The sequence below is a fragment of the Edaphobacter dinghuensis genome (assembly GCF_014640335.1).
GTDB classification, from domain to species: Bacteria; Acidobacteriota; Terriglobia; order Terriglobales; family Acidobacteriaceae; genus Edaphobacter; species Edaphobacter dinghuensis.
On record NZ_BMGT01000003.1, the window covers coordinates 656192 to 677893 of the forward strand.

Below are 21702 nucleotides of genomic sequence, written 5' to 3' on the forward strand. Positions count from 1 at the left end.
CTAGCGGACGTACCTTCAAAAGGCATTTGGAGAAATTATGGACACAATCGAACGACGATTTTTTTTGAAGCTACTGGCTTCTGCTGGTATTACGTCTGCCTTGAATCCAGCTTTCCTGCATGCGGAGAGAGCGCATCTGTCTGGACCAAAGGGATCGTATTCACCAGAAAGGATTGTCAACGAGTATTACAAATTTCTACCGGGCGAACGTACAGCGCTTGCGGCACCCCCGACAATTACTGCAGCAGATGCGAGCGGCGTGCATCTGCAAACCGGACCAATCAACCGAGTCCTTTCTATCGGCGAGATGGTAGATGGTTGGCATCTGTTGGCTGTTGTGGGCATGAATGGCACATTGACCGCTATCTTCGAAAAACATGTCACACACCGCGGCGCGATCGCTTTTGTCACTGCTGAACAGGGAACGATTGCACTGATACCGAAGGGCATTGGAGACCTAGCAAAGATACGACCTCGGCAGATCACAGCGCCTGTTGATGTTCAGTTGAGACGCCCAGCCCGTTATGTTCCCGGTCCCGACGTATCAGGCGAGTACATATTGAACTCTAATGAAGATCCTTGCTACGAAAATATTGCTGCTCTTGGCCCGGAATACATTGGTTGGACGCTTGTAGCTAACGAGCAGAGCGGTCCTATGCGTTCTCTCTTTCTAGAGCCTGATGGCACGTCTAGAGAACTAAACAATGACCCTCCGCACGCATCATGGGCTCCGGACGAGTTGAGTGCCATATTCGATCCGAAGGATTTCTTCCCGAATGATAATGTCCATCTATGGAAGTATGAGAAGGGCTTCAGTAAGCGAACGTTGCTGGGCGGCTATACTCCGGCAGCAGATATCGGTGTATGGAATGAGCAGTACCAATGCGGCTATGAAGCCATGGTGTTGCTTCCTGACGGAGTCGACGCTAAACCCATTGCCCGCATCAGAATCATGATTCCTGATGATCAGATCATGGCAGATATGCATGTCTATCGTGATTCACAGAACCGCGGCTTTATAGATCGATACTCAAATGGAAATGCGCACTCCTTTTTCAGTGCGCTTGCCGGTATCTGGAATCGCTGGAACACTTTTTTTGAGGAGTCGATGCCGGTAACGATTCCTGATGAGTGGCTACGCGATAGCGCACGGGCTGGAATCATGCTTTCGCGATGCAGTTACCGTGGGCTTGAGCCGACCTATCAGGTTGGAGAGGGGGCCTACACGCAGATCCCCGAGCGAAGCCATGCACTGTTTCCGGTTGCCGAATACGAGTTTATTTGGGCGCAACAGCTCTGGAATCTGACTGCATCGAGCGACGAATATTTCCAATTTTATCTGGACAAGTATGTGCTGCCCGACGGTAATTTTCTTTATAACGTGCAGGATCAGGTTGAAGCGCCACTCAATGTAGGATTGTTCCTCGCCAATTCAGCTCGAGGATATTTCTACACACGTGATCTAAGTATCTTTTTAAAGAGACTGCCAATCCTGCGAAGGATGACGGAGTATGTTCTTTGCCGGTATGAGTATTCTAAACAGAGATATGCTCCAAACGATCCACACTACGGTCTAATGTGGGGATCCCCAGAGGCGGATCTGGGTGATCCTTTGAATGATTATCCCGACTCGCATCCGTTCTACTATCAAAATGCTGCTGGTGTATGGCGAGGTATGCACGATCATGCTCTCGCTCTTACCGCTGCTGCTATTGCTGATCCTACGTTCTCTGATGAAGCAGCCCGCTTCACGGCGATTGCGACTGAGATGCGGACCAACATTCAGCGATCGCTGGAGACGACGCTGATCGCGCGGAGTCCAGAGATGAAGGCTGCGGGAATCACGCCCTTTACCCCTGAAGATACGCATCGCGATCCAAAGTACCTTCTGAGTTACGAGAACCATCGCTTCATGCAGGATTGGTTCCTCTCCGACTGGGGAGATCCCGCGTTGGATCTTGGACATTTGCAGCATCGATCAATAGCGGGAATGGAACTAATTGGCCTGCACATGGATGGAGTGGAACAGCGGACGTCTAACTTCATGGAGCATGGAACTCTTGCCGTCAAAATTCGCCAGGACGACTATCGTTCCTTTTTACTTACTCTCTATGGTCTCGTATGTTACACAGCCGACTCGGGCAATCACTACTCTCCTGAAGATGCGTTGATTCCGGGAGGCTATGCTGGTGAAGGAAATAAATACTGGTGGTCTGCCGTAGTGAATTCGGTTCTTCAACCAGCGCTTGGACTGCGTTGGTTGCTTTGCTACGAAGACAGTGATGCAGACATCTGTCATTTACAAAAAGCTGCGCCGAAACATTGGTTTAGCGAGGGAGAGCAGATTGCGGTAGAACGCTGTCCCACGCGCTTCGGCACTATTGGATGGAAGACGGAGTCTCTTGCCAACCGACAATGGAGGGTGACGCTCAACTTACCTGAGAGATTCGGCTGCACACTTAAAGTCCATATTCACCCAGCCGACGGACGGCCAATTACAACGACGTCCATGGGGAAGATTGAGAAAGACTATGTCACACTTACTCATGACATGTTAGCGAGTCAGCGCATGTTGGAGATTATGGTTGGGTAATTTGCTCTTGCCAAAGAAGAGCCAAAACAAATAGCTTCTCGATTGGCTATAAGGATGAGGAAATAGTAAAGAAGTGATTGATTACCTTCATAAGGGATCTTAGATTCCCTTGGTCTCTCCGCCGTCCATTCTTACTGAGGTTCCTGTCATCCATTTAGCAGAAGGAGAAACCATGAATGCAAGCAGTTCGGCAATCTCTTCCGGTTGTCCATAGCGGCTTATGCCAGCCTCTTCCGGGAACTTTGCGGTAGCTTCGTCGACACTCATGTTGTGTGCGGGAGCCCACTTCTCAAGAAAAGAACGGCGCCGTCCTGTCATAACAGCACCTGGAATAATGCTGTTTACCTGCACTCCATCTTTAATCCCTTGTTCGGCAAAGGCTTTCGCAAGTGCGATGATGGCTGCATTGGTTGCCGCCACAGCAGCAAATGCGGGTTTTGGATCAAGGGCTGCGCTGCCTGACATAAAAACGACTGATCCGCTGCAAGCCTTGAGTGCCTCCCAGGCGCGGATGGTCAGCCTGCGCGCTCCATGGAGCTTTAATTCCATGCCAGCTTGCCATTGTTCATCCGTCATTTCAAACAGATTGATTTGGGGTACTGCTCCCGCAATGTTGAGTAGAGCATCGATTCGGCCGTAGCGGCCAAGGGTCGATTGAATTACCGCTTCAGGTGAAGTGGACTGGCTTAGATCAGACGCAATGCTCAATGGTTCTGCTCCATTCTGTCGAACCGCGTCTGCGACCTCCTCTAATGCACTGTCATTTCTTGCAACAAGGACAATCGAAGAAAAGTCTCGAGCCAATCGAATAGCTGTTGAACGGCCAATGCCTTGGCTGGCCCCTGTAACAATGGCAACGGTACTTTTCATGCTCTTTGCTCCTTTCTAAATGTGTTGTTGAGCGTGCTCAGGAAGCCTTTAATGAAGCACTCCTTGTACAGCTTCGAGAATGACATCCACAACCTTATCTGGTGCAGTAAGCAATGGTGTGTGATCTACATTAAAGATGCGCACTGTTGCTTTCATCCGTTCGGCCATAAAATGCTGGGTTTTAGGATTGATCATGCGGTCTTCTTCAGCGATCAGATACCACACTGGCTTGTTCTTCCATGAGGGATGGACAATCTTTTCCTGAATACTCTTCAAAGCAATAGGACGCTGCACGGCCTTGGACAATGCAATCTGCTCTTGTGTCGCGTTTTGGGCAAAGGCTTGTTCAAAGCCGGAATCAGGCATCCAGATGAAGCCATCTGCATCAGGAGCTAACTGAGGAGCTTTTGGATGAGTTTCATCGCGGTAGAAGACCTCTGCAATAGTCTCGCCTTCATCGGGAGCCAGAGCTGCAATGTACACAAGAGCCTTCACGCGTTCGTCATCGGCAGTCCCAATGACCGCGCCGGCATAAGCGTGTCCGACAACAATCAAGGGGCCTTGAGTTCGTGCGATTATTCGCCGAAGTGCCGCTGCATCTTCACCAAATGAAGTCAACGGAATGGGAGCCGCAACGACATTCAAGCCTCGCCTTTGCAACTCATGAATGACAAGTGCCCAACTTGAGCCATCAGCCCATGCTCCGTGGGCAAGAACAATTGTGGCATCCTTATACGTTGACATGATCTCTCCTTCCATTGATAAAACGTATGACGCTCAAAACAGCGATGAGGGAAGAGTAGATAACACCAATAAAAAAGTCAATAACAGTGTTGCAAGATTTTCGATATTTCTGAGGAGATGATATGGCGCGCACGGCCTCCCAAGATTCAGGCGAATGGGTTGACGGATTTCTTTTTGTAGCGAATCGGCCGATCCTTGATCTGCTGAATACAAAACCAGTTTTGGCAGGTGGGCCTACAGAGCTTTTGTCGGATTTTCATGCTTTGGAGCGATGGTTGATTGCAGTAGGCATCGTGAGTTCCACGAAAGCGAAGAATTTGCTACGACGTTGGCGCACCTCACCTGAAGCCGCAACTTTTTTGAAGGAGTTGATCGCCTTTCGAGAGCGTCTGCGAGATGCCGTCTTTCGTATGGAAGACGGCTCGACTCCATCCGATCAGATAATCGAAGAAGTGAATGCGCGATTGCTGCAATATCCCTCATGCGCGCTAATTCGTAAGCGCGATGGTCAGCTAATTCGAGAACGCTTCTTCGATCCCCAGAAGCCAGAGGACCTCTGGGGACCAATTATTGACGATGCGGCAGCACTTTTGAGTGAGGCCGAAATTCATAGAATTCGCAAATGTGAGTCCTGCGTCGTTCATTTTTTTGATACGAGCAAAAAGGGATCGCGTCGCTGGTGCAGCATGAATATATGCGGCAACAAATTCAAGGTTTCCGCATATCAACGCAGAAAGCGGGATAACCGTTCACATGGCGATAGAAACTGATCAGAGTCCTTTTTCCTGAGAAATTGCGTCATGGCATGGGAGCGTAACAACCATAGTGATACCGCCGCCCTCTCGGTTGATCGCATATACCTGGCCTTGGTGCAACCGGATGGCACGTTCCGCAATAGCAAGGCCAATGCCGAATCCTCCAGTGTCGCGCTGCCTGGCATTATCGACGCGGTAGAAGGGGCGAAATATATTCTGCAACTCGCTCTCCGGCACTCCTGGCCCTCGATCACTGATCTTGAGTACACAGATACGGCGTCCCTCTCGTATCTCGCAACCCAAATCCACATCTACTGATGAAACTTCTTTCGTATACCGAATCGCATTGCGCGCAATATTTTCGATTGCACGATAGATTAGCTCGAAGTTACCGTGCACAGTGCAATCGCATGTGGCTTCTAATTTGATGGAGCAGGTTCTTTGCAGCGCCTCGAATTCAATATCGGGCAGAAGCTCTTCAAGAAGATGCTTCAGACTGAACGCTTCGGTCTCGACCGCCGTATTGCTGGACTCCAGCGAAGAAAGACGTAGCAGTTGACCTATCAATGCGTTCAGCCGGCCCGTCTCGCGTTCGATCCTCTCCAGGTTCTCCGACATCGTCATCGGAGCGTCCTCTCGAGCCAACTCCAAAGCAACGCTTAATCGGGCCAACGGAGAACGCAGTTCATGAGATACGTCACGGAGCAGTAGCTTTTGTGCAGCGACAAGCGACTCAAGTTGTTCTGCCATGTGGTTAAAGTCATGCTCTAACCCTTGTATTTCGTCTCCACCGAAGATGTGCGTTTCGCGATGCTGACTGGGAATTCTAGTATCGAGCTGACCGCGTGCAAGCTCCCGTGCCGCTGCGCGAAGTCTTGCTATCGGCCTCGTCAGCACAAGCACAAGGATGAATGTGGTCAACCCGAAGACGACAATAGCTACAGGTAACTGCGGAAAGGCAAAGTGCCAGAGATCATGAGTCAAATGCCTCTTTTCCGCGTGATACGGCGTTGAGAGGATAAACAGGTAATGCTTTCCGGAAGGAGACGCAATAGAGATTGGCCAAAGAGATCGATTAGCTACCTGAACCGAAAAGGAGGGAGAATTTCTTTCAGCATTTGATAAGGCGTCGCTGTACTCCTTGGCATTTTCTGCGTCGCATAAAAAATTTCCTGTTACGTCGGCAAGATAGACAGGCTGGCTTAGAGATAGTGCATATTGATGGAAGGCGCTGCATCCTCCCTGTTCATAAGCCTGAGCTGCCGCCGCACCTTCGCTCTTCAAGGTAACGCTCAGCGCGTCAAATACCTGATCAGGGCGTGTAAATCGATGCTGAACAATAAGCAGTGTTGAAATAATAAAGGTAAGGCTTTGAGCGACCCAGAAAAAGAAGAAAATCTTTGCGAAGAGTCCACGCATACCTATTGGCCTCCCCGATGTCTATGTGTTGACGGAATCGCAAGTTGATACCCGACACCTCGAATCGTCTTTACTCTTTCGCCCAGGCTGCAGGTCTCCTCCAGCTTTCGGCGCAAGCGGCTAATATGCATATCAAGGCTACGATCAAAAGGATGCAGCTTTCTTCCCAGAACAGCCTCAGCCAATCGCTCCCGCTCGACGACTTCGCCCACAGACCGCATCAGCGTTTGCAGCAGCGAAAACTCTACATCAGTAAGCACGACCGGTGTTCCGTTGCAGCTTACAGTGCGGGCAGATGAATCAAGTTCAAGCCCGAGCACCGAAACAGAATCTGAAACCTGTTTTATGTTGAGCGCGGAAGATTCAGCCCGCGTGCCTCTGCGCAGAATCGCCTTGATTCGCGCCAACAGCTCGCGCGGATTAAATGGTTTGGGAAGATAATCGTCGGCCCCAATCTCCAGGCCTACAATGCGATCTACATCTTCGCCTCGTGCGGTAAGCAAAAGTACACTCATCGAAGAGGAAGAGCGCAGCTTGCGCAAAACTTCAAAGCCATCGAGCCCGGGAAGCATAACGTCAAGCAACGCCATGGCATAGTTACCCGTCAGGGCCAGCTTTAATCCGGCCTCTCCGTTGTGCACCGCGGTAATGTGGAATCCATGACGCCCCAAATAATCGGTGAGCATCGCACATAGGTCCACATCGTCATCAATGAGAAGAATTGTTTCCATGAATTGCCTATGCCAACTTCGAGAGTACGCCTATTCTGCCAGTTAGATTGTGCTGGAAATGTAACAAAGTGTCACGTTGAAGGTGACACTTTGTTACGCGGCATTACCCATTGTGACCGCGCACATCTTCGATTTGAAGTCTTCTGAATATACCCCGAAAGAAGAGGGCGAACGCGTCCACGGGCGCAGCTCAGGAGATGTAAAGATGCTCTTATTCAGGATCGCAAAATCGGCGGCCATCGTTCTTTTACTGATCGGCATTTTAAGTTCCGTAATGTTTGCTCAGTCTTCAACCGGGATGTTGCACGGGACCGTCAGTGATCCATCTGGAGCCGTAATTCCCAATGCCAAAATTACGGTCACAGGACTGGACGGTACAATGTCGACCGCGCAGTCGGGAGCAGATGGCAATTACCGATTCTCTAAGCTGGTGCCCGGGACCTACACCATAACCGTAAGCGCAGAAGGTTTTAATCTGGCCGAGCCGCTGACGGTTAAGATCGGCGCTGAGAAGCCAAGCCTAAAGAACATTTCATTGAGCATAGCCGTCGAACAGCAGCAAGTCACTGTAAGCAGCCAGAGCGTTGGTGTTGACACCGCTCCCGACAACAACGCAGGCGCAATCGTCATCAAAGGGAAAGACCTTGATGCATTGTCAGACGACCCCGATCAGTTGCAGGACGAACTGAACGCACTAGCTGGCCCCGCAGCTGGCCCCAACGGTGGTCAGATATATATTGATGGCTTTACAGGAGGGCAGTTGCCCCCGAAGTCATCCATTCGCGAGATTCGAATCAATCAGAATCCATTCTCTGCGCAGTATGACAAGCTAGGCTATGGTCGTATTGAGATTCTTACCAAGCCCGGTACAGATAAGCTCCATGGATCGTTCATGGTGAACGGAAATGACTCGGCCTTCAATTCACTCAATACCTTCGTACCCAGCGAACCGCCTTACTATTCAACATTTTTGATGGGCAATATAAGCGGATCGCTGAACAGTAAATCTTCATGGTTTATGAGCGCCTTCCAGCGTAATACGCAAGCTAACTCAATCATCAATGCAGAGCTGCTCGATTCCTCGGGGCAAACCTATAACTTCTCGCAGGCAGTCTCCAATCCTCAATCGCGACTAGATTTGAGTCCGCGCTTGGATCTTCAACTCACGCCCAACAACACCTTAACCATTCGATACATGTACGACCGCGTCAAAAATACGAATGATGGCGTCTCACAATTTGCTCTGCCGACGCAAGGCTACAACACACAGAATGAAGAGCAAACATTGCAGATGAGCGATACACAGGTGTTAGGCGCTCATTGGATCAATGAGACAAGGTTCCAATACATTCGTGATCGCGATAATCAGTTGCCGGAAAACACGACGCCGACAGTCACCGTACAGGGAGCCTTTACCGGAGGTGGAAACAATACCGGCATATCGCGCGATAGCCAGGACCATTATGAGCTGCAAAACTACACAACCGCTGCATTAGGAAATCACTCCATCAACTTTGGAGCCAGGTTGCGCCTGCTGCGAGACTCTAACTACTCTACATTGGGGTTCAACGGTAACTACACTTACTCCTCACTCAGCGCTTATGCCGCGCACCAGCCTTCGCAATACGAGGTGACAGCCGGAACTCCATCCGCTCAGGTCAAGCTCTTTGACTCCGGCATCTTCTTTCAGGATGATTGGAGAGCTCGTCCCAATCTCACTCTGAGCTATGGGCTGCGTTACGAAGGTCAAAACCAGATCAGCGACCACGCAGACTTTGGGCCACGCTTCTCCTTCGCCTGGGCACCGGCTGGCACGGGTAAAAAAGCTCCAACGACTGTCATTCGAGGAGGCTATGGATGGTTCTTCGATCGCTTCCAGTACAGTAATGTCCTGCAGACAATTCGCCAGAATGGAATTAATCAGAAGCAATACGTTGTGAAGAATCCCAATTTTTATGAGAACGCACCATCAGTGGAGTCGCTGAACAACGATCAGGCTGCGCCAACTACCTATCAGCTCTCGCCTCATCTAAAAGCGCCGGTTAATATGCAGGCCGCAGTCGGGGTAGAGCACCAGTTCGGAAAGATCGCGACCCTCTCTGTCACCTACATCAACTCTCGTGGTGTTCACCAGTTGTACAGCGACAATATCAATGCATTCCTGCCTGGAACATACGATTCCACCACAGGCACCGGCGTACGCCCCAATGGCATTAACGAGAACCTTTATCAATATCAATCGGGCGGAGTTTACAACCAGAATCAAATCATCACAAGCTTCAATATCCGTGCCAAAAAGCTGACGCTCTTCGGCTTTTATCTCTTCAACAATGCGAAGGCAGATACTTCTGGTGTAGATTATTTCCCCTCGAACCAGTTTGATCCTGGTGCAGATTATGGCCGATCCACCTTCGATGTGCATCATCGCTTTCTGTTAGGTGGAAACTATCAGGCTCCCTTTGGTGTCTCGCTAAGCCCGTTTTTGGTTATGGACTCTGGTACACCATTCAACATCACCTTGGGCCAGGATTTAAACGGAGACAACCAATTCAACGACCGTCCATCCTTCGCTACGGCATCGAGCACCGACGTGATTCAGACCAAGTATGGAAAATTTGATCTGGATCCTGCCTTTGATGCGACACGCATTCCATACAACTTTGGAAATGGCCCCAGTCAGCTGAGTCTGAATCTGCGCTTGAGTAAATCCATCGGAATCGGCCCAAGAGTGGAGGGAAGAGGCAATGGTGGAAATAACGGTGGTGGCCCTCCTCCGGGAGGAGGCGGACACGGCGGTGGCCCTGGTGGTGGTCCCGGCGGCGGTCTGGGGCCCGGCGGTTTGAGCAGCAGCGGCGGCCGCCCTCCCTTTATGGGGCAGGCAGCTCCCAGAAAATATTCGCTGTCCTTCACCGTCATGGGGAGAAATGTGTTCAACAACGTAAATCTTGCAGCGCCTGTGGGCGTGCTAAGTTCAAATCTCTTTGGCAAATCGAATGCTCTGGCCGGAGGCTTCTTCTCGTCTCCCTCTTCAAACCGCAGCATCGATCTGCAAATGATGTTCAACTTCTAACCTTCATGGAGTCGTAATAGAAGCTCAGACCAACTTTCTTGTTTCTTTCCGAGCTGTCAAAAAAGTACTGTAACCTTTTGGCTGCCAGGAGATCATATCTGCGGCAGAAGGAAGGGCAGGCGAGCGATCGTCCTGCTCCTTCTCTGGCTCAGGTGCCATCTCCATTGGCGGCCCCTCATTTGAGGGTCCATATCCATTAATGTTAGCCGGGCATTTTGTCCCGGCTCAACCGCGAAGGAAGGTATCCTCTCTATGAAGAACTCCGCACACTCACTCGCTCTGGCAGCTGCATTTGCAGGTCTGCTCGGTGGCACGACCGTTCGTCTTCACGCCCAGTCTGTCTCTCCCACAGTTAAGACGGCGACTGCGCAATCCGCTCAGGCTGGCACGCTTTTGGTGGCAGAGGGAAGCGCACCATTGCCCAAGCACTCCTGCAAGGGCAAGAATGACTGTAAGGGACAAGGCGGCGGCAAGCATCCCGGCACCAACTCCTGCAAGGGCAAGGGTGGTTGCGCAACCGATGGTTCCAAGGGAGCCAAAGCTTAGTAAACCTGATCTGGAGGTTTGACATGCTCAGGCCTCCAGATTGATACAAAGCTCTCTTGGTAAAGGTGGTGCAATGCCAGCAAATCGTTTCAACGGATTCACCAACTACGGCGTGGGCATAGGCCTGCGAGTGCCGCACTACAACCATATCTTTGAGCAGAAGCCCGTCGTCGACTGGTTCGAGATCATCTCAGAAAACTATATGGTCGACGGAGGCCGTCCCCTTCAGGTTCTCGACGAAATCCTTGAGCGATACCGTGTCGTCCAGCATGGGGTGTCCATGTACTTCGGCTCTGCGCAGCCGCTCAATCGAGATCACCTCAAGCGCCTGAAAGAACTGACGCGCAGAACCAAGACGCCGTGGTTGTCCGATCACCTCTGCTGGGGTAGCGTCGATGGCCGTTACACCCATGACCTTCTTCCCATTCCATACACCTTCGAGGCCGTCAAAACAACGGCAGAGCGCATTCGCCAGGTTCAGGACTTTCTAGAGATTCCAGTTGCCGTCGAAAACGTAAGCAGTTATGCGGAGTTTCATCAGTCTCAAATGACCGAATGGGAGTTTCTCAACGAGGTCGTCGAGGCAGCAGACTGCGGCATCCTGCTCGATGTCAACAATATCTATGTCTCGTCGCAAAACCATGGTTTCAATCCAGCGAACTATATCGACAGCATCCCTGCAGAACGTGTTGCCCAGATTCACATCGCCGGGCACTCGAAATTCGAGAAGTACACTCTGGACACGCATGACCACCCTGTACTCGATCCGGTGTGGGCTCTTTATGCGCGTGCGATTGGCCGCATCGGCGAGACTGCAACCTTGCTCGAATGGGACGACAATATCCCCAGCTTCGACGAGGTGCACGCCGAAGCTCTCAAAGCGACACGCTATCTCAACCCCTCAGCTACGTTAGAGAATTCCATGCACTTCGAACAATCGTTGCGCCATGAGGTGATGCACTCGTGAACCTGTTAGAGCTGCAAAGACGCATGGCCGAAGATGTGATGCGGCCACTCACACCCGATCTCGGCATGCAGAACTCAACAAGTGATGGCACCTCAGTCCATACGCTGGCCGAGAGCTATATCAAACCGAACGATCTTCTCTCTTCCTTCGATCGTCTCGAAATCTACAATCGTCAATACTGGTTTCGCGTCATCGGAGCGGTTGCAGAAGACTTTCCCGGGCTGCTCGCTGTCCTCGGCGAGGAAAAATTCGACAAGCTGGTACTGGCCTATCTCAAAGAGAACCCGTCAACTTCGTTTACACTCCGCAATCTTGGCGCGAAGCTGCCGCATTGGCTTGAGGACCACTCCGAATTCGCTCCCCGACGTCACGATCTATTGGTCGATGTGGCGAAGCTCGAATGGGCATACATCGAATCGTTCGACGGAGCCGCCTTCTCTCCTTTATCCGAGCTTGATATCAGCGGCCTGACGGCTGAGTCCCGTCTATCGTTACAGCCGCATCTCCAGCTATTAGATCTTCGTTATCCCGTGGATAAGCTCATCCTTGCCGTTCATCGCGAGACCCCTGCCGCAGGAGTTGCAAGCAACGCAGCCTCTGAGCATAAGCACAAGAGCATGAAGCGGCTTCCTGTCATGCGCCGCTCTGCCATTCACCTCGTCATCCATCGCTTCGAGAACGAGGTTTACTATAGGCGAATCGACCGCGAAGCATTTCTTCTACTCTCCGCGCTTCAATCAGGAGTTACGATAGGCGCTGCTATCGAGACAGCCTTCAGTGACAGCATCTTGTCGGCAACGAAACAGGCACAGAAGATTCAGGAATATTTTGCGCATGCGGCTGGGCTAGGCTGGTTTAGCTTGTCTGCGAAATCATAGCGAATGGTGAAAGCTAAAGTGCAGATACTCTTCGATCCCAATCAGCACCAGGGTCGCGAGAGACAAAAGCAGTTGCACACGCTCCAGTCTCAACTTCTTGGGACTCAAAGGCTTTTGCCGCCACTGCGAGGCGGGCCGATTGCGAAGATGACGGACATGCAAAAAGATCGCCAGGTTCATTAACGAACCCACAAGCGCGAGTGCAATCATAGGACGCCGAATCCAGGCTGCATGAAAGCGAACGACATCTGCTCCGGCACCAGTCGTCAGCGCAAGCGCGCCGATCCCAATTGCGAGACGAAGTCCATTAATTGCGACAACAGCCCCACAGATACTTTGAAGAAGGGCAAAGATAAAACTCGACCACGCGATCGCGCGCCGAGTTCCATTCACCTCACCTTGCATTAAACGGGTGGATAGATCGTTCGGCTGTGGCGATTGAACAGAATTGATCGGCATTAGAGCTCGTTTTCAGAGGGAGTAGAACCGTAACTCTCCCTCGCATAGGGGCATTTTATACGAGCTACATGCCGACATGCTCAATCGCTCTTAGAGGGTGCGGGCCTAATCCCTTCGATTTCTTCGCTCAGGCGCGCATGCAGGCGCTCGCTGAAGCCCAGTGGCAACTCGAAGGTGCGTTCATCCGCTGTCAGGATCAGGATGTTACGTGTCGAATCGAGGATCGCCGAGCAGATCTCGCAGTGCTCCAGGTGCTCCTGCACTAACTCCTTCACCTCTGCGGAAAGCGTGTCATCCAGATAACCGGAGATGTGATTCCAGACGTGCTTGCAATCTATGACCACGGCAGCCACCTCCGTTTTGGATTCACCTGCTTCAATTGAGGCGCCAGTCGCTTTTGGAGCATCATACGTGCTCGGTGCAGCCGCACTTTTACCGAGGCGACACTGATGCCCAGTGTCTCTGCCGTTTCATGGATGCTCAGCTCCTCGATATCTCGCAAAATAAACGTCTCTCTGTAGATCAGCGGAATATCTTCCACCGCCTGCTGCAATAGCTGTCTTACCTCCAGCCGCTCCACCGACTCTGAAGGAATCTCCCTCCAGTCGCGGAGCAGCGCGGGAGAGACGTGGCCCTGCTCGTCGGAGGGTTCATCCAGTGACTCCATCGGCACTGCGCTCTTGCGGCGAAGGCGGCTGCGCGCCTCATTCAGCGTAATGCTGATGAGCCATGTGCTGAACTTTGATTCAGCGCGAAAGTTCTTCAGGTTACGAAACGCCTTCAGAAAAGCCTCTTGTGCCACATCCTCCGCATCGGCTTCATTCTTAAGGAGCGTAAGTGCCATCACATAGACGGTGCGCTCGTAGGGACGAATCAGGGCATGAAACTCATGCGAGTTGCCTCCCAGAATCGAAGCAATCAGCTGCTCCTCCCCCGGAGTTGTGCCTCTCTCGATCATGGTGTCTCTGTCCATACCCGATAGCGTCTTGCCAGTATCGCATCCACAGAGATCAATCCTGCGCCAAATACCAGCACCATAGCTGACGCGAAGAGAAACGTGTAAGGATCGGCTGCATAGAACTTACCCGGATCGGAGAAGACCGAAAGCAGAGCTTCGCGGTCAGCAGTCCAGTACGCGGCCAGCATGTTCACCGTCAACACCAGGCCAATCAGCCTTGATCCAAGTCCCAGAATTAAAAGGATTCCTCCAACGAACTCCAGCCCTGCCACAAAATGTGCAGTCGGTCCGGGGAAAGGGAGATTGAGGCTCGAGAAGAAGTCGGTAACTTTGTCGAGATGGTGCAGCTTCCCCCAGCCCGACTGTACCAGTTGCCATCCCCAATACAGCCGAACCAGCAGCAGAAAGGGCGACTGGAGACAGGAGGCCAGCTTTGCAAAGTATGTGTACCATCCGGCTAATCTCTTCATCGTCCTCTTCTCCGTACTCTGTGCACCGTTAGAGCGTTGAGCGGCAAAGAGGTTACAGGGAATGACTTTTAGCAGAGATCGAGGCTCGACCGCAATTGGCAAGAAAAGCCGACTCGTTTTCAACAATGATTACAGATATCTGCTACCAAAGTTGTACGGATGAGATTCCCAATACGGGATAGAGTTGGCAGCGTATCTTTTCATCTTCCTTTACTTGCAACGGCGCCGCCAGAGCACGTGCATTGTATTTTTTATCTGCGGTTTCTCTTCTCCTCGCCCTTTGCAGCAAACACGGTGACCTTTAGGTCTGATTCGTATGTGCCTATTTAGGAGTGTGTATTTTGAGCCGACTTGGATTCGTGCGTTTAATTCTTTGCTTCGGTGTGCTAGCCTTCAGTGTCCACGAAGCCTCTGCCCTTGATGTCACTCTGAGCGGCGATGCCAGCGTTAACTCCGCCCATCCGGGCAGTAAATACGGAGCGCTTTCGAACCTGTATGTCGGCAATGGCAACACTGCCTTTCTGCAGTTCGATCTGACAGGATTGCCTGTCGGAACGACGGCAGCCCAGGTCTCTCGCGCGACGCTTACCGTCTTCGTGAATCGAGTGAATACGGCCGGAACGGTAGCGGTGTCCCCGGTAACCTCAAGTTGGCAAGAAGACAACATAAGCTCCTCGATCGCACCGGCGACTGGAAGCGCGATCGGTAACTTTTCGGTTTCAGTTGCTGGCCAGTTTATTTCTGTCGATGTGACGGCGCAGGTTCAGTCGTGGATCAATACCTCCAACAGCAACTATGGGCTCGCACTGACATCGAGCACGGCTAACGCCCTCTTTGATAGCAAAGAAAACGATGAGACCTCTCACCCGGCGCAGCTCGATATCACGCTCGTCAACCAAGGCCCGCAGGGCATTCAGGGGCTTCAGGGAATTCAGGGGCCTGTTGGACCAATGGGAGCGACTGGCGCACAAGGTGCCACTGGCTTAACCGGAGCAACTGGTCCTGCTGGCCCTATCGGACCGATGGGCGTGATCGGAGCTACCGGCCCGCAGGGCCCTCCTGTCACCTTTCGCGGCACATGGGTAAACGCAACCTCCTATGCGACGGGCGATGCTGTCTTCTATAACGGCTCCAGCTACATCTCTCTGCAAAACGCCAACACGGGCAACCAGCCGAATACAACTCCCGCGCAATGGTCATTGTTGGCGGAGCAGGGTGCAGCAGGGGCTACAGGGGCGGCTGGCCTTCAAGGCCCGATTGGTCCTCAGGGTATTCAAGGCCTTCAAGGTCCGATTGGACCGATTGGCCCTACCGGTGCCGCCGGCATTCAAGGTCCGATCGGCCCTACCGGAACAACCGGGGTTGCTGGCCCCACTGGTGCAACCGGCGCGACCGGACCTGCCGGCCCTCAAGGTCCCACAGGTCCGCCAATGAGCTTTGTCGGCACATGGAACAACAGCACAATCTACAACATCGGCAATGCCGTCTACGAAAATGGCACAAGCTATATTGCGCTGGCAACGAATCTTGGGGTTGACCCGGCAGTAGACGTAGCAGGCAGCGGAGGCACTTGGGCAGTTCTGGCGAAAGCCGGTAGTGCCGGAACCGTGAGTGTAGGAACCACGGTGACTGGGGCATCAGGAACCTCGGCTTCGGTAACGAATTCGGGAACCAGCTCTGCGGCCATTTTGAACTTCACCATTCCGCAAGGCCCAGTCGGTCCAACAGGAGCTATGGGCCCGGCCGGCCCCACCGGTCCTACAGGCCCCGCCGGTCCTGCCGGAGCCAGTGGCAGCGGAGTGAATGGCGCAATCCTTGCCATGGAGTTCGTCAATCCCGGCACCAATGCGGGTACGACCTTCTTTATGTCACCGCTTTCGCACAGCGGCAGCCCAGCCACGGCAACTAATAACGCAATTGCAAATGCGACCGAGTCCAACTTCTCTGCCATGCCGGTGGCTTGCACGATGAGCGCCCTGAATGTCGGCGTCAACAACTACAACGTCGCGAGCGCCGATACAACAACGATTGGCGTTTATAAAAACGGTGCGGCGACATCAATGACCTGTTCTGTAAGCACGAACGGCAATAGTTCCAGTTGCCAGGATAAGACGCATACTTTCTCTGCAGCAGGTGGCGACACCATCAGCATCAGCTTTGTCGAAACCAATGCGACTCCCTTCAACAAGGTCACCGTAGAACTGGTTTGCCAATAGCCCTTGCACTTGAGGGCAGAAGCCCGCAACGACGGGCCGAAGTCTAGCAGTATTTCTTCCAGGTCGCTTCACTCAGCCGTCCCCTTAAAGAGGACACAGGAACGCACCAACAATCACGAGCTGTACAGGAAGGAAAGAGATCATGTCAGAGCCATTTCTTGGAGAAATACGAATGGTCGGCTGGAACTTTGCCGCGAATGGATGGGCGCTTTGCAACGGGCAATTGTTGTCGATCAGCCAGTACACTGCCTTATTTTCGCTGTTGGGAACATACTATGGCGGCGACGGTAGACAGACTTTCGCGCTACCGAATCTGCAGGGCCGCGTTCCGATTCATCAGGGCACCGGTCTCGGCCTCAGCACCTACGATATAGGTGAAGTCGGCGGCAATGAGAACATCACCCTGCTGTCCACGCAGATGCCGCAACACAACCATCTGGTAGGAGTCAGCAACCTACCGGGATCGGTCGCCGATCCAACCAACGCAGTGCTGGCACAGGGTAACTCTGGCTCCGGAAGAAGCCCCGTCCTCGTTACCGACTATGTCTCGACGTCCGCTACGGGAACTCTTGCTCCTGCGACCATCTCAATGGCCGGCGGCAGTCAACCGCATAGCAATATCCAACCATTCTTATGTATTAACTTCATCATTGCGTTGACGGGTATCTTTCCGACGCGGTCATAGCGGCATGGTGCCGTCGGCGCAAGTCGACGGCACATCTCGCATCTTTGAACTCAGGACAATCTCAATCCTATGGCGGCAACAGCTCAAATGCAGGATACGGCCTACCATCTTCGACGATCCGTCGCTGCGGATGAGCCGTTCCTGTTGAAACTCTATGCCGAATCTCGTGCTGAAGAGCTAGCGCACGCCGGAATGGATGCATGGCAGCGCGAGGTCTTTGTGCAGATGCAGTTCCGCGTCCGCCAGGCCGCTTACAACGCGGCGCACCCAACGGCATTGGACGAGATCATCTGCGCCGATAGCGGACTCCCGCTGGGGCGAGTCCTGACCGATCGTACGGCAGACGGAATGTGCCTCATCGATATCGCCATCGTAGCGCAGATGCAGAAGCAGGGAATCGGAGCACGGGTCATTGAGGAATTGCAACAGGAGTGCAGGGCGCAAGGCTGTCAGATGAGGCTGCAGGTATTGAAAGGCACTCCGGCCGAGAGACTCTACCGGCGGCTGGGGTTCAGGCTCGTGGCTGAAGATGCGCTTCGTAGACAGATGGTTTGGGATGGGACGAAGATTTGAAAAGCACAAGGGATAGATCGCAATCCGGAGAGATGCTTATGGCCAGGGCAGCCAGCCTGCACGGTCTGCAGCGGCAATGGTCGAGGCTGAGTCATCTCGCGTCGGTTCTGTCGGCGATAGCGCTCGTCATGGTGGCGTCCCTCGGTGGCTACCGCGCGTTGGCGCAGGGCACGCCGCCCAGCAACGTACAAGCGACAGCAGCGACCCTGGCGGCTCCGGCTCAGATCGCATATGACGCCGCGGGCAATCTCTACATCGCAGACCTGAACGATAACATCATCCGCAAGGTAGATCTGGCTGGCATCGTCACCACCGTAGCTGGCACCGGCGAACAGGGATTTTCTGGCGACGGCGGCGCAGCCACCAGCGCCCAGCTTGACTCGCCCGCTGGAGTCGCCGTCGACGCCGCGGGCAACATCTATATCGCAGATACCCACAATCAGCGCATCCGCAAGGTCAGCGGCGGAACCATCACGACGATCGCGGGCACAGGTACGGCAGGTTTTTCAGGGGACAGCGGAGCAGCCACCTCAGCCATGCTGAGCAATCCATCCGCGCTTGCAGTCGATTCAAGCGGCAACCTCTACATCGCCGACACCGACAACCACCGCATCCGCAAGATCGCAGGCACAACCATTACCACCGTTGCCGGTAATGGAGAACAAGGCTTCTTCGGCGACGGCGGCGCGGCAACCTCGGCCGCTATCGACTCGCCCAATGGCGTGGCTGTCGACGCCAGCGGCAACCTCTACATCGGCGATACCCACAATCAGCGCATCCGCAAGGTCAGTGGCGGAACCATCACGACAATCGCAGGCAACGGCACCAAGACCTTCAGCGGCGATAACGGTCCGGCAGCCTCTGCAACGCTGGCTCGCCCTCGTGGTCTTAGCATCGATGCGCAAGGCAACATCTACGTCGCCGACAGCGACAACAATCGCATCCGCCTCATCGCCGGCACAAACATCAAGACAGTGGCAGGCAACGGCTCGCAAGGGTTTGCAGGTGACGGCGGCCCTGCGGTCAACGCAATTCTCGATACGCCTCGTGCTCCGGCAGCGTTGTCCCCCACCGCATTTGCGCTCTCCGATACCAATAACCAACTGGTTCGCGCCGTAGGCCCTGACGGCGTGATTCACACCATCGCGGGTGAGAACACAGGCATCGCCGGCGGCCAGGGATTCTCTGAAACCCTTATACTCAGCGGCGCCTCCAGCGACCCCTTCGGTAGCGGCTCGCTGACAGCGACCTTCAGCAACGCAGGCCTCACAGCAACAGGACAGGTCAGCCTGCTCGATATCTCTAATGGCTCAACGTCCGTTGCCTCTGCTTCGCTGTCCGGCAATGTGGCTACCATCAGCACTGCAACGCTGTCTCCCGGCATGCACAGTCTTGTGGCCAGTTATAGCGGCGACGCTTTCAACCCCGCCATCACCAGCAGCGTCTTTGTGCTCACCGTCATCCCGCCGCCTATTACGGACTTCACGCTCACCGCAAGCGGAGCGACAACACAGTCCGTCAATCCGGGACAAACCGCGACCTTCAACTTTGCACTCCAGCCGCAGGGCGGAGTCCTGAATACCTCCATCTCCGTGACCGCATCGGGCCTTCCTCCTGGAGCGACGGCCGTACTTACGCCCACAACGATCGCATCGGGCAGCGGCGCCACATCTCTTACCCTGTCCATCAAAACGGCCCCGCTTAAGGCTGCAAATACACCACCTCCATCACCTCTAAGAACACCTCTGCTTCCGATGACCGCAGCCGTATTCCTGTTGCCGCTGCTGCGCAACAAGCGTCTCCGCGCGCGATTCACTAGTATGCCCCGTACCTTGCTCGGCATCCTGTTCGTGCTTCTTGCAGGCGCTGCAACCATTGGGCTGACCGGTTGCGGCAGCGGCGGCTTCTTCGCGCAGGACCCGCAGAGCTACACGGTTACGGTTACAGCAACCGCCACCAGCGCAGCAAATGCAACCTTGCAGCACACCACCACGGTCACGCTGGTCGTTCAATAAGACCGCAGAGGAGCAGGTCCGCACGCATGAGACTCAACTTGCTTTGGACATCGGCAGTATGGATGGCAGCAGCGACCGGTGCCTTTGCGCAGGCGGCTTCGCCGCAGGCTGCCGATCTGGGACCAACCGTTTCAAAGAGCCATCCCATCGCGCTCTCGATCAACTACACCGCAATGATCGGCAACGCCCCTCCGGGGAGCTGCAATTGCTTTCTGCTTAACGGCGGCAGCAGCGAAGAGCTGTTTCACGTCTGGAAAAGTATCGCGGCAGTGGCCCAGGTAACTGGTAGCCGAACCGATCATGTGCCGCAGTCACAACAAGGCCTCAGCCTGCTTACCTATATGGGTGGCCCTCGCTACTCCTTTCACACCATGCAGCGGTTCACCGTCTACGGTCAGTTTGTCATCGGCGGCGTCCACGGATTTGACGGTTACTTTCCCAAAGCAGGTGCCCAGTCTCCCGGCGCAGCCAACTCGCTGGCCTTCGCGCCCGGTGGGGGTGTTGAGGTCGGTGTCAAAAACTGGCTCTCTGTCAGAGCGGTAGAAGCCGACTATCTTGTCACCCGTCTACCCAACGACCTCAACGAGCACCAGCACAGCCTCCGCATCAGCTCCGGCGTCGTCTTTCGCTTCTCCTCCCTACGGTTGAACCGTTGAACAGAAGCTTTGCTCCATTAAAACGCTTGTCAAGCCCCCAGACAATCTAAGCAGCAGAAAACAAAAGGATTACCCGGTGCAGATTAGTTTCCTCCACAAGCTATCCTTTAAATAGCAGGTAGAAAATAACGAGGAAATCCATAGCTCGGACCTAACTTATGTAGAATCAAGACTTTGGAAAATAAGTCCTTTAGATGTAAGACTTTAGATAGGCAATAAATACGTTGGCTAACCCAAGTATCGTATGATGACCGCAACCAATGTTTCCAGCCCCAGAATACGCGAAGGATGTGGCTATAGCTCTGCTGGGAGCATCTGTGGGTATAGCCGGTTTACTCTTGGTGGTAGCCGGATTCGTATTTGCTCAGGCCGCCACATTTCCCCCGGACGAAACAGACGACGAGGTAATTGCGGGTTTCGAGATGGCCGGGAGACTAGGGCTGATTCCATTTCTTTTGGCTTTAGTCGAAGCTGGAGCATCGCTGCTTTGGCTGGTTCACAAATCAGACTATTTATACACAGGCGTCATCTGGGGATTTTTCTTGCTGCTTATTCTGACTGGGCTGTATGGTTTGGTCTTGATCCTAAGGTATCTCTAACGATGAGCCTAGACACCGAGCAGATTCACCGATTGACCAGTAAGGGTTTTGACAAGCTTTATAGCAGCGACCCCGACAAATTCACCGAGATGGCGCATACCGCTCTCGACTATGCGAAGACATGCGTTCCTGCGGGGGAAAAAGTTCGAGTCGGAGATGTGGTTCTCATCATCACTAATGCCGTGCGAATTCTTCCGTCCTTTGAAGCATACGTCCAGAAGAAGAAGCTGAAAGAGAAGTATTGGCAGGAACTGTTCGCCGAATACATTCTGGAACAGGTTTTCCCACAACCTGAACTCACTAAGAAACCGTCTAAACCCTAGGAGCCCTGCTATGTCAGAAAAACAAGCCAAAGAAGCCGCCGCGCAATACATGAAAGATCAGGCGGAAATTATGAAGAAGTACGGGGAGACCCCCAAGATGTCAGGATCAACGTACAAGACTGCTGTTCGCGACACGACCAGAACATTTCAAACCATCAGCGCAAAGGTTAAGTAA

21 protein-coding genes are annotated in these 21702 nt (G+C 53.2%); 13 read left to right on the forward strand and 8 right to left on the reverse strand.

Features of this window, described 5'->3' with window-relative positions:
- Positions 1-37 precede the first annotated feature (37 nt).
- The gene (locus tag IEW09_RS14625; protein WP_188554930.1) at positions 38-2593 is read left to right on the forward strand and encodes a hypothetical protein; all 2556 of its coding nucleotides are present in this window, start codon (positions 38-40) and stop codon (positions 2591-2593) included.
- A 99-nt stretch (positions 2594-2692) separates the two neighbouring features.
- Here the strand turns inward: IEW09_RS14625 and IEW09_RS14630 are convergent, their stop codons facing one another.
- Together IEW09_RS14630 and IEW09_RS14635 are read right to left on the reverse strand one after the other, a co-directional pair.
- The gene (locus tag IEW09_RS14630; protein WP_188554931.1) at positions 2693-3463 is read right to left on the reverse strand and encodes an SDR family oxidoreductase; all 771 of its coding nucleotides are present in this window, start codon (positions 3461-3463) and stop codon (positions 2693-2695) included.
- 48 nt (positions 3464-3511) lie between these two features.
- Positions 3512-4207 (reverse strand): alpha/beta fold hydrolase, encoded by a 696-nt coding sequence (locus IEW09_RS14635; RefSeq protein WP_188554932.1) that lies wholly within the window; start codon positions 4205-4207, stop codon positions 3512-3514.
- Between the two features lie 122 nt (positions 4208-4329).
- Between IEW09_RS14635 and IEW09_RS14640 the strand changes: the two genes are divergently transcribed.
- Positions 4330-4977, forward strand: coding sequence for a CGNR zinc finger domain-containing protein (locus IEW09_RS14640; protein WP_188554933.1), 648 nt, complete (start codon positions 4330-4332; stop codon positions 4975-4977).
- Here IEW09_RS14640 and IEW09_RS14645 read toward each other — a convergent pair whose 3' ends face one another.
- Positions 4978-6381: an ATP-binding protein gene (locus IEW09_RS14645; RefSeq protein ID WP_188554934.1), complete on the reverse strand. Its 1404-nt coding sequence runs from the start codon at positions 6379-6381 to the stop codon at positions 4978-4980. It abuts the gene before it with no gap.
- 2 nt (positions 6382-6383) lie between these two features.
- Complete coding sequence (locus IEW09_RS14650; RefSeq protein WP_188554935.1) at positions 6384-7112, reverse strand: response regulator transcription factor; 729 nt, start codon at positions 7110-7112, stop codon at positions 6384-6386.
- 205 nt (positions 7113-7317) lie between these two features.
- On the opposite strand from IEW09_RS14650, the gene IEW09_RS14655 reads away from it, so the two are divergent.
- From IEW09_RS14655 to IEW09_RS14670, 4 genes are all read left to right on the forward strand, one after another.
- On the forward strand, positions 7318-10182 hold the full coding sequence (locus IEW09_RS14655) for a TonB-dependent receptor (RefSeq protein WP_188554936.1): 2865 nt from the start codon (positions 7318-7320) through the stop codon (positions 10180-10182).
- 252 nt (positions 10183-10434) lie between these two features.
- Positions 10435-10728: a hypothetical protein gene (locus tag IEW09_RS14660; RefSeq protein WP_188554937.1), complete on the forward strand. Its 294-nt coding sequence runs from the start codon at positions 10435-10437 to the stop codon at positions 10726-10728.
- Positions 10729-10801: 73 nt separating this feature from the next.
- A complete protein-coding gene (bufB, locus tag IEW09_RS14665; RefSeq protein ID WP_188554938.1) occupies positions 10802-11695 on the forward strand; it encodes an MNIO family bufferin maturase in 894 nt (297 codons plus the stop codon).
- A complete protein-coding gene (locus IEW09_RS14670) occupies positions 11692-12573 on the forward strand; it encodes an HvfC/BufC N-terminal domain-containing protein (protein WP_188554939.1) in 882 nt (293 codons plus the stop codon). The genes bufB and IEW09_RS14670 overlap by 4 nt, the downstream gene beginning before the upstream one ends.
- On the opposite strand, the gene IEW09_RS14675 is transcribed toward IEW09_RS14670, so the two are convergent.
- The 4 genes from IEW09_RS14675 to IEW09_RS14690 all read right to left on the reverse strand — a co-directional run bounded on the left by IEW09_RS14675 (position 12568) and on the right by IEW09_RS14690 (position 14460).
- Positions 12568-13032, reverse strand: a complete 465-nt coding sequence (locus IEW09_RS14675) for a hypothetical protein (protein WP_229739338.1) — start codon at positions 13030-13032, stop codon at positions 12568-12570. The two genes, IEW09_RS14670 and IEW09_RS14675, sit on opposite strands and share 6 nt — an antisense overlap.
- 80 nt (positions 13033-13112) lie before the next feature.
- Positions 13113-13376, reverse strand: coding sequence for an anti-sigma factor family protein (locus IEW09_RS14680; RefSeq protein WP_188554940.1), 264 nt, complete (start codon positions 13374-13376; stop codon positions 13113-13115).
- Positions 13367-13990 carry a sigma-70 family RNA polymerase sigma factor gene (locus tag IEW09_RS14685; RefSeq protein ID WP_188554941.1) on the reverse strand — a complete coding sequence of 208 codons (624 nt, stop codon included), beginning with the start codon at positions 13988-13990 and terminating at the stop codon, positions 13367-13369. Before IEW09_RS14685 ends, IEW09_RS14680 begins: the two co-directional genes overlap by 10 nt.
- Positions 13987-14460, reverse strand: a complete 474-nt coding sequence (locus IEW09_RS14690) for a DoxX family protein (protein WP_188554942.1) — start codon at positions 14458-14460, stop codon at positions 13987-13989. Before IEW09_RS14690 ends, IEW09_RS14685 begins: the two co-directional genes overlap by 4 nt.
- A 341-nt stretch (positions 14461-14801) precedes the next feature.
- Between IEW09_RS14690 and IEW09_RS18800 the strand changes: the two genes are divergently transcribed.
- The 7 genes from IEW09_RS18800 (at position 14802) to IEW09_RS14725 (ending at position 21702) form a co-directional block, all read left to right on the forward strand.
- On the forward strand, positions 14802-16676 hold the full coding sequence (locus tag IEW09_RS18800; protein WP_188554943.1) for a DNRLRE domain-containing protein: 1875 nt from the start codon (positions 14802-14804) through the stop codon (positions 16674-16676).
- Positions 16677-16818: 142 nt separating this feature from the next.
- On the forward strand, positions 16819-17361 hold the full coding sequence (locus IEW09_RS14700; protein ID WP_188554944.1) for a phage tail protein: 543 nt from the start codon (positions 16819-16821) through the stop codon (positions 17359-17361).
- 69 nt (positions 17362-17430) lie between these two features.
- Positions 17431-17934, forward strand: coding sequence for a GNAT family N-acetyltransferase (locus IEW09_RS14705; protein ID WP_188554945.1), 504 nt, complete (start codon positions 17431-17433; stop codon positions 17932-17934).
- A gap of 38 nt (positions 17935-17972) precedes the next feature.
- Positions 17973-19949, forward strand: a complete 1977-nt coding sequence (locus tag IEW09_RS14710; RefSeq protein WP_188554946.1) for an NHL domain-containing protein — start codon at positions 17973-17975, stop codon at positions 19947-19949.
- Between the two features lie 26 nt (positions 19950-19975).
- Positions 19976-20605 (forward strand): hypothetical protein, encoded by a 630-nt coding sequence (locus IEW09_RS14715; RefSeq protein WP_188554947.1) that lies wholly within the window; start codon positions 19976-19978, stop codon positions 20603-20605.
- Between the two features lie 487 nt (positions 20606-21092).
- On the forward strand, positions 21093-21527 hold the full coding sequence (locus IEW09_RS14720) for a hypothetical protein (RefSeq protein ID WP_188554948.1): 435 nt from the start codon (positions 21093-21095) through the stop codon (positions 21525-21527).
- Positions 21528-21537: 10 nt separating this feature from the next.
- Positions 21538-21702 (forward strand): hypothetical protein, encoded by a 165-nt coding sequence (locus IEW09_RS14725; protein WP_188554949.1) that lies wholly within the window; start codon positions 21538-21540, stop codon positions 21700-21702.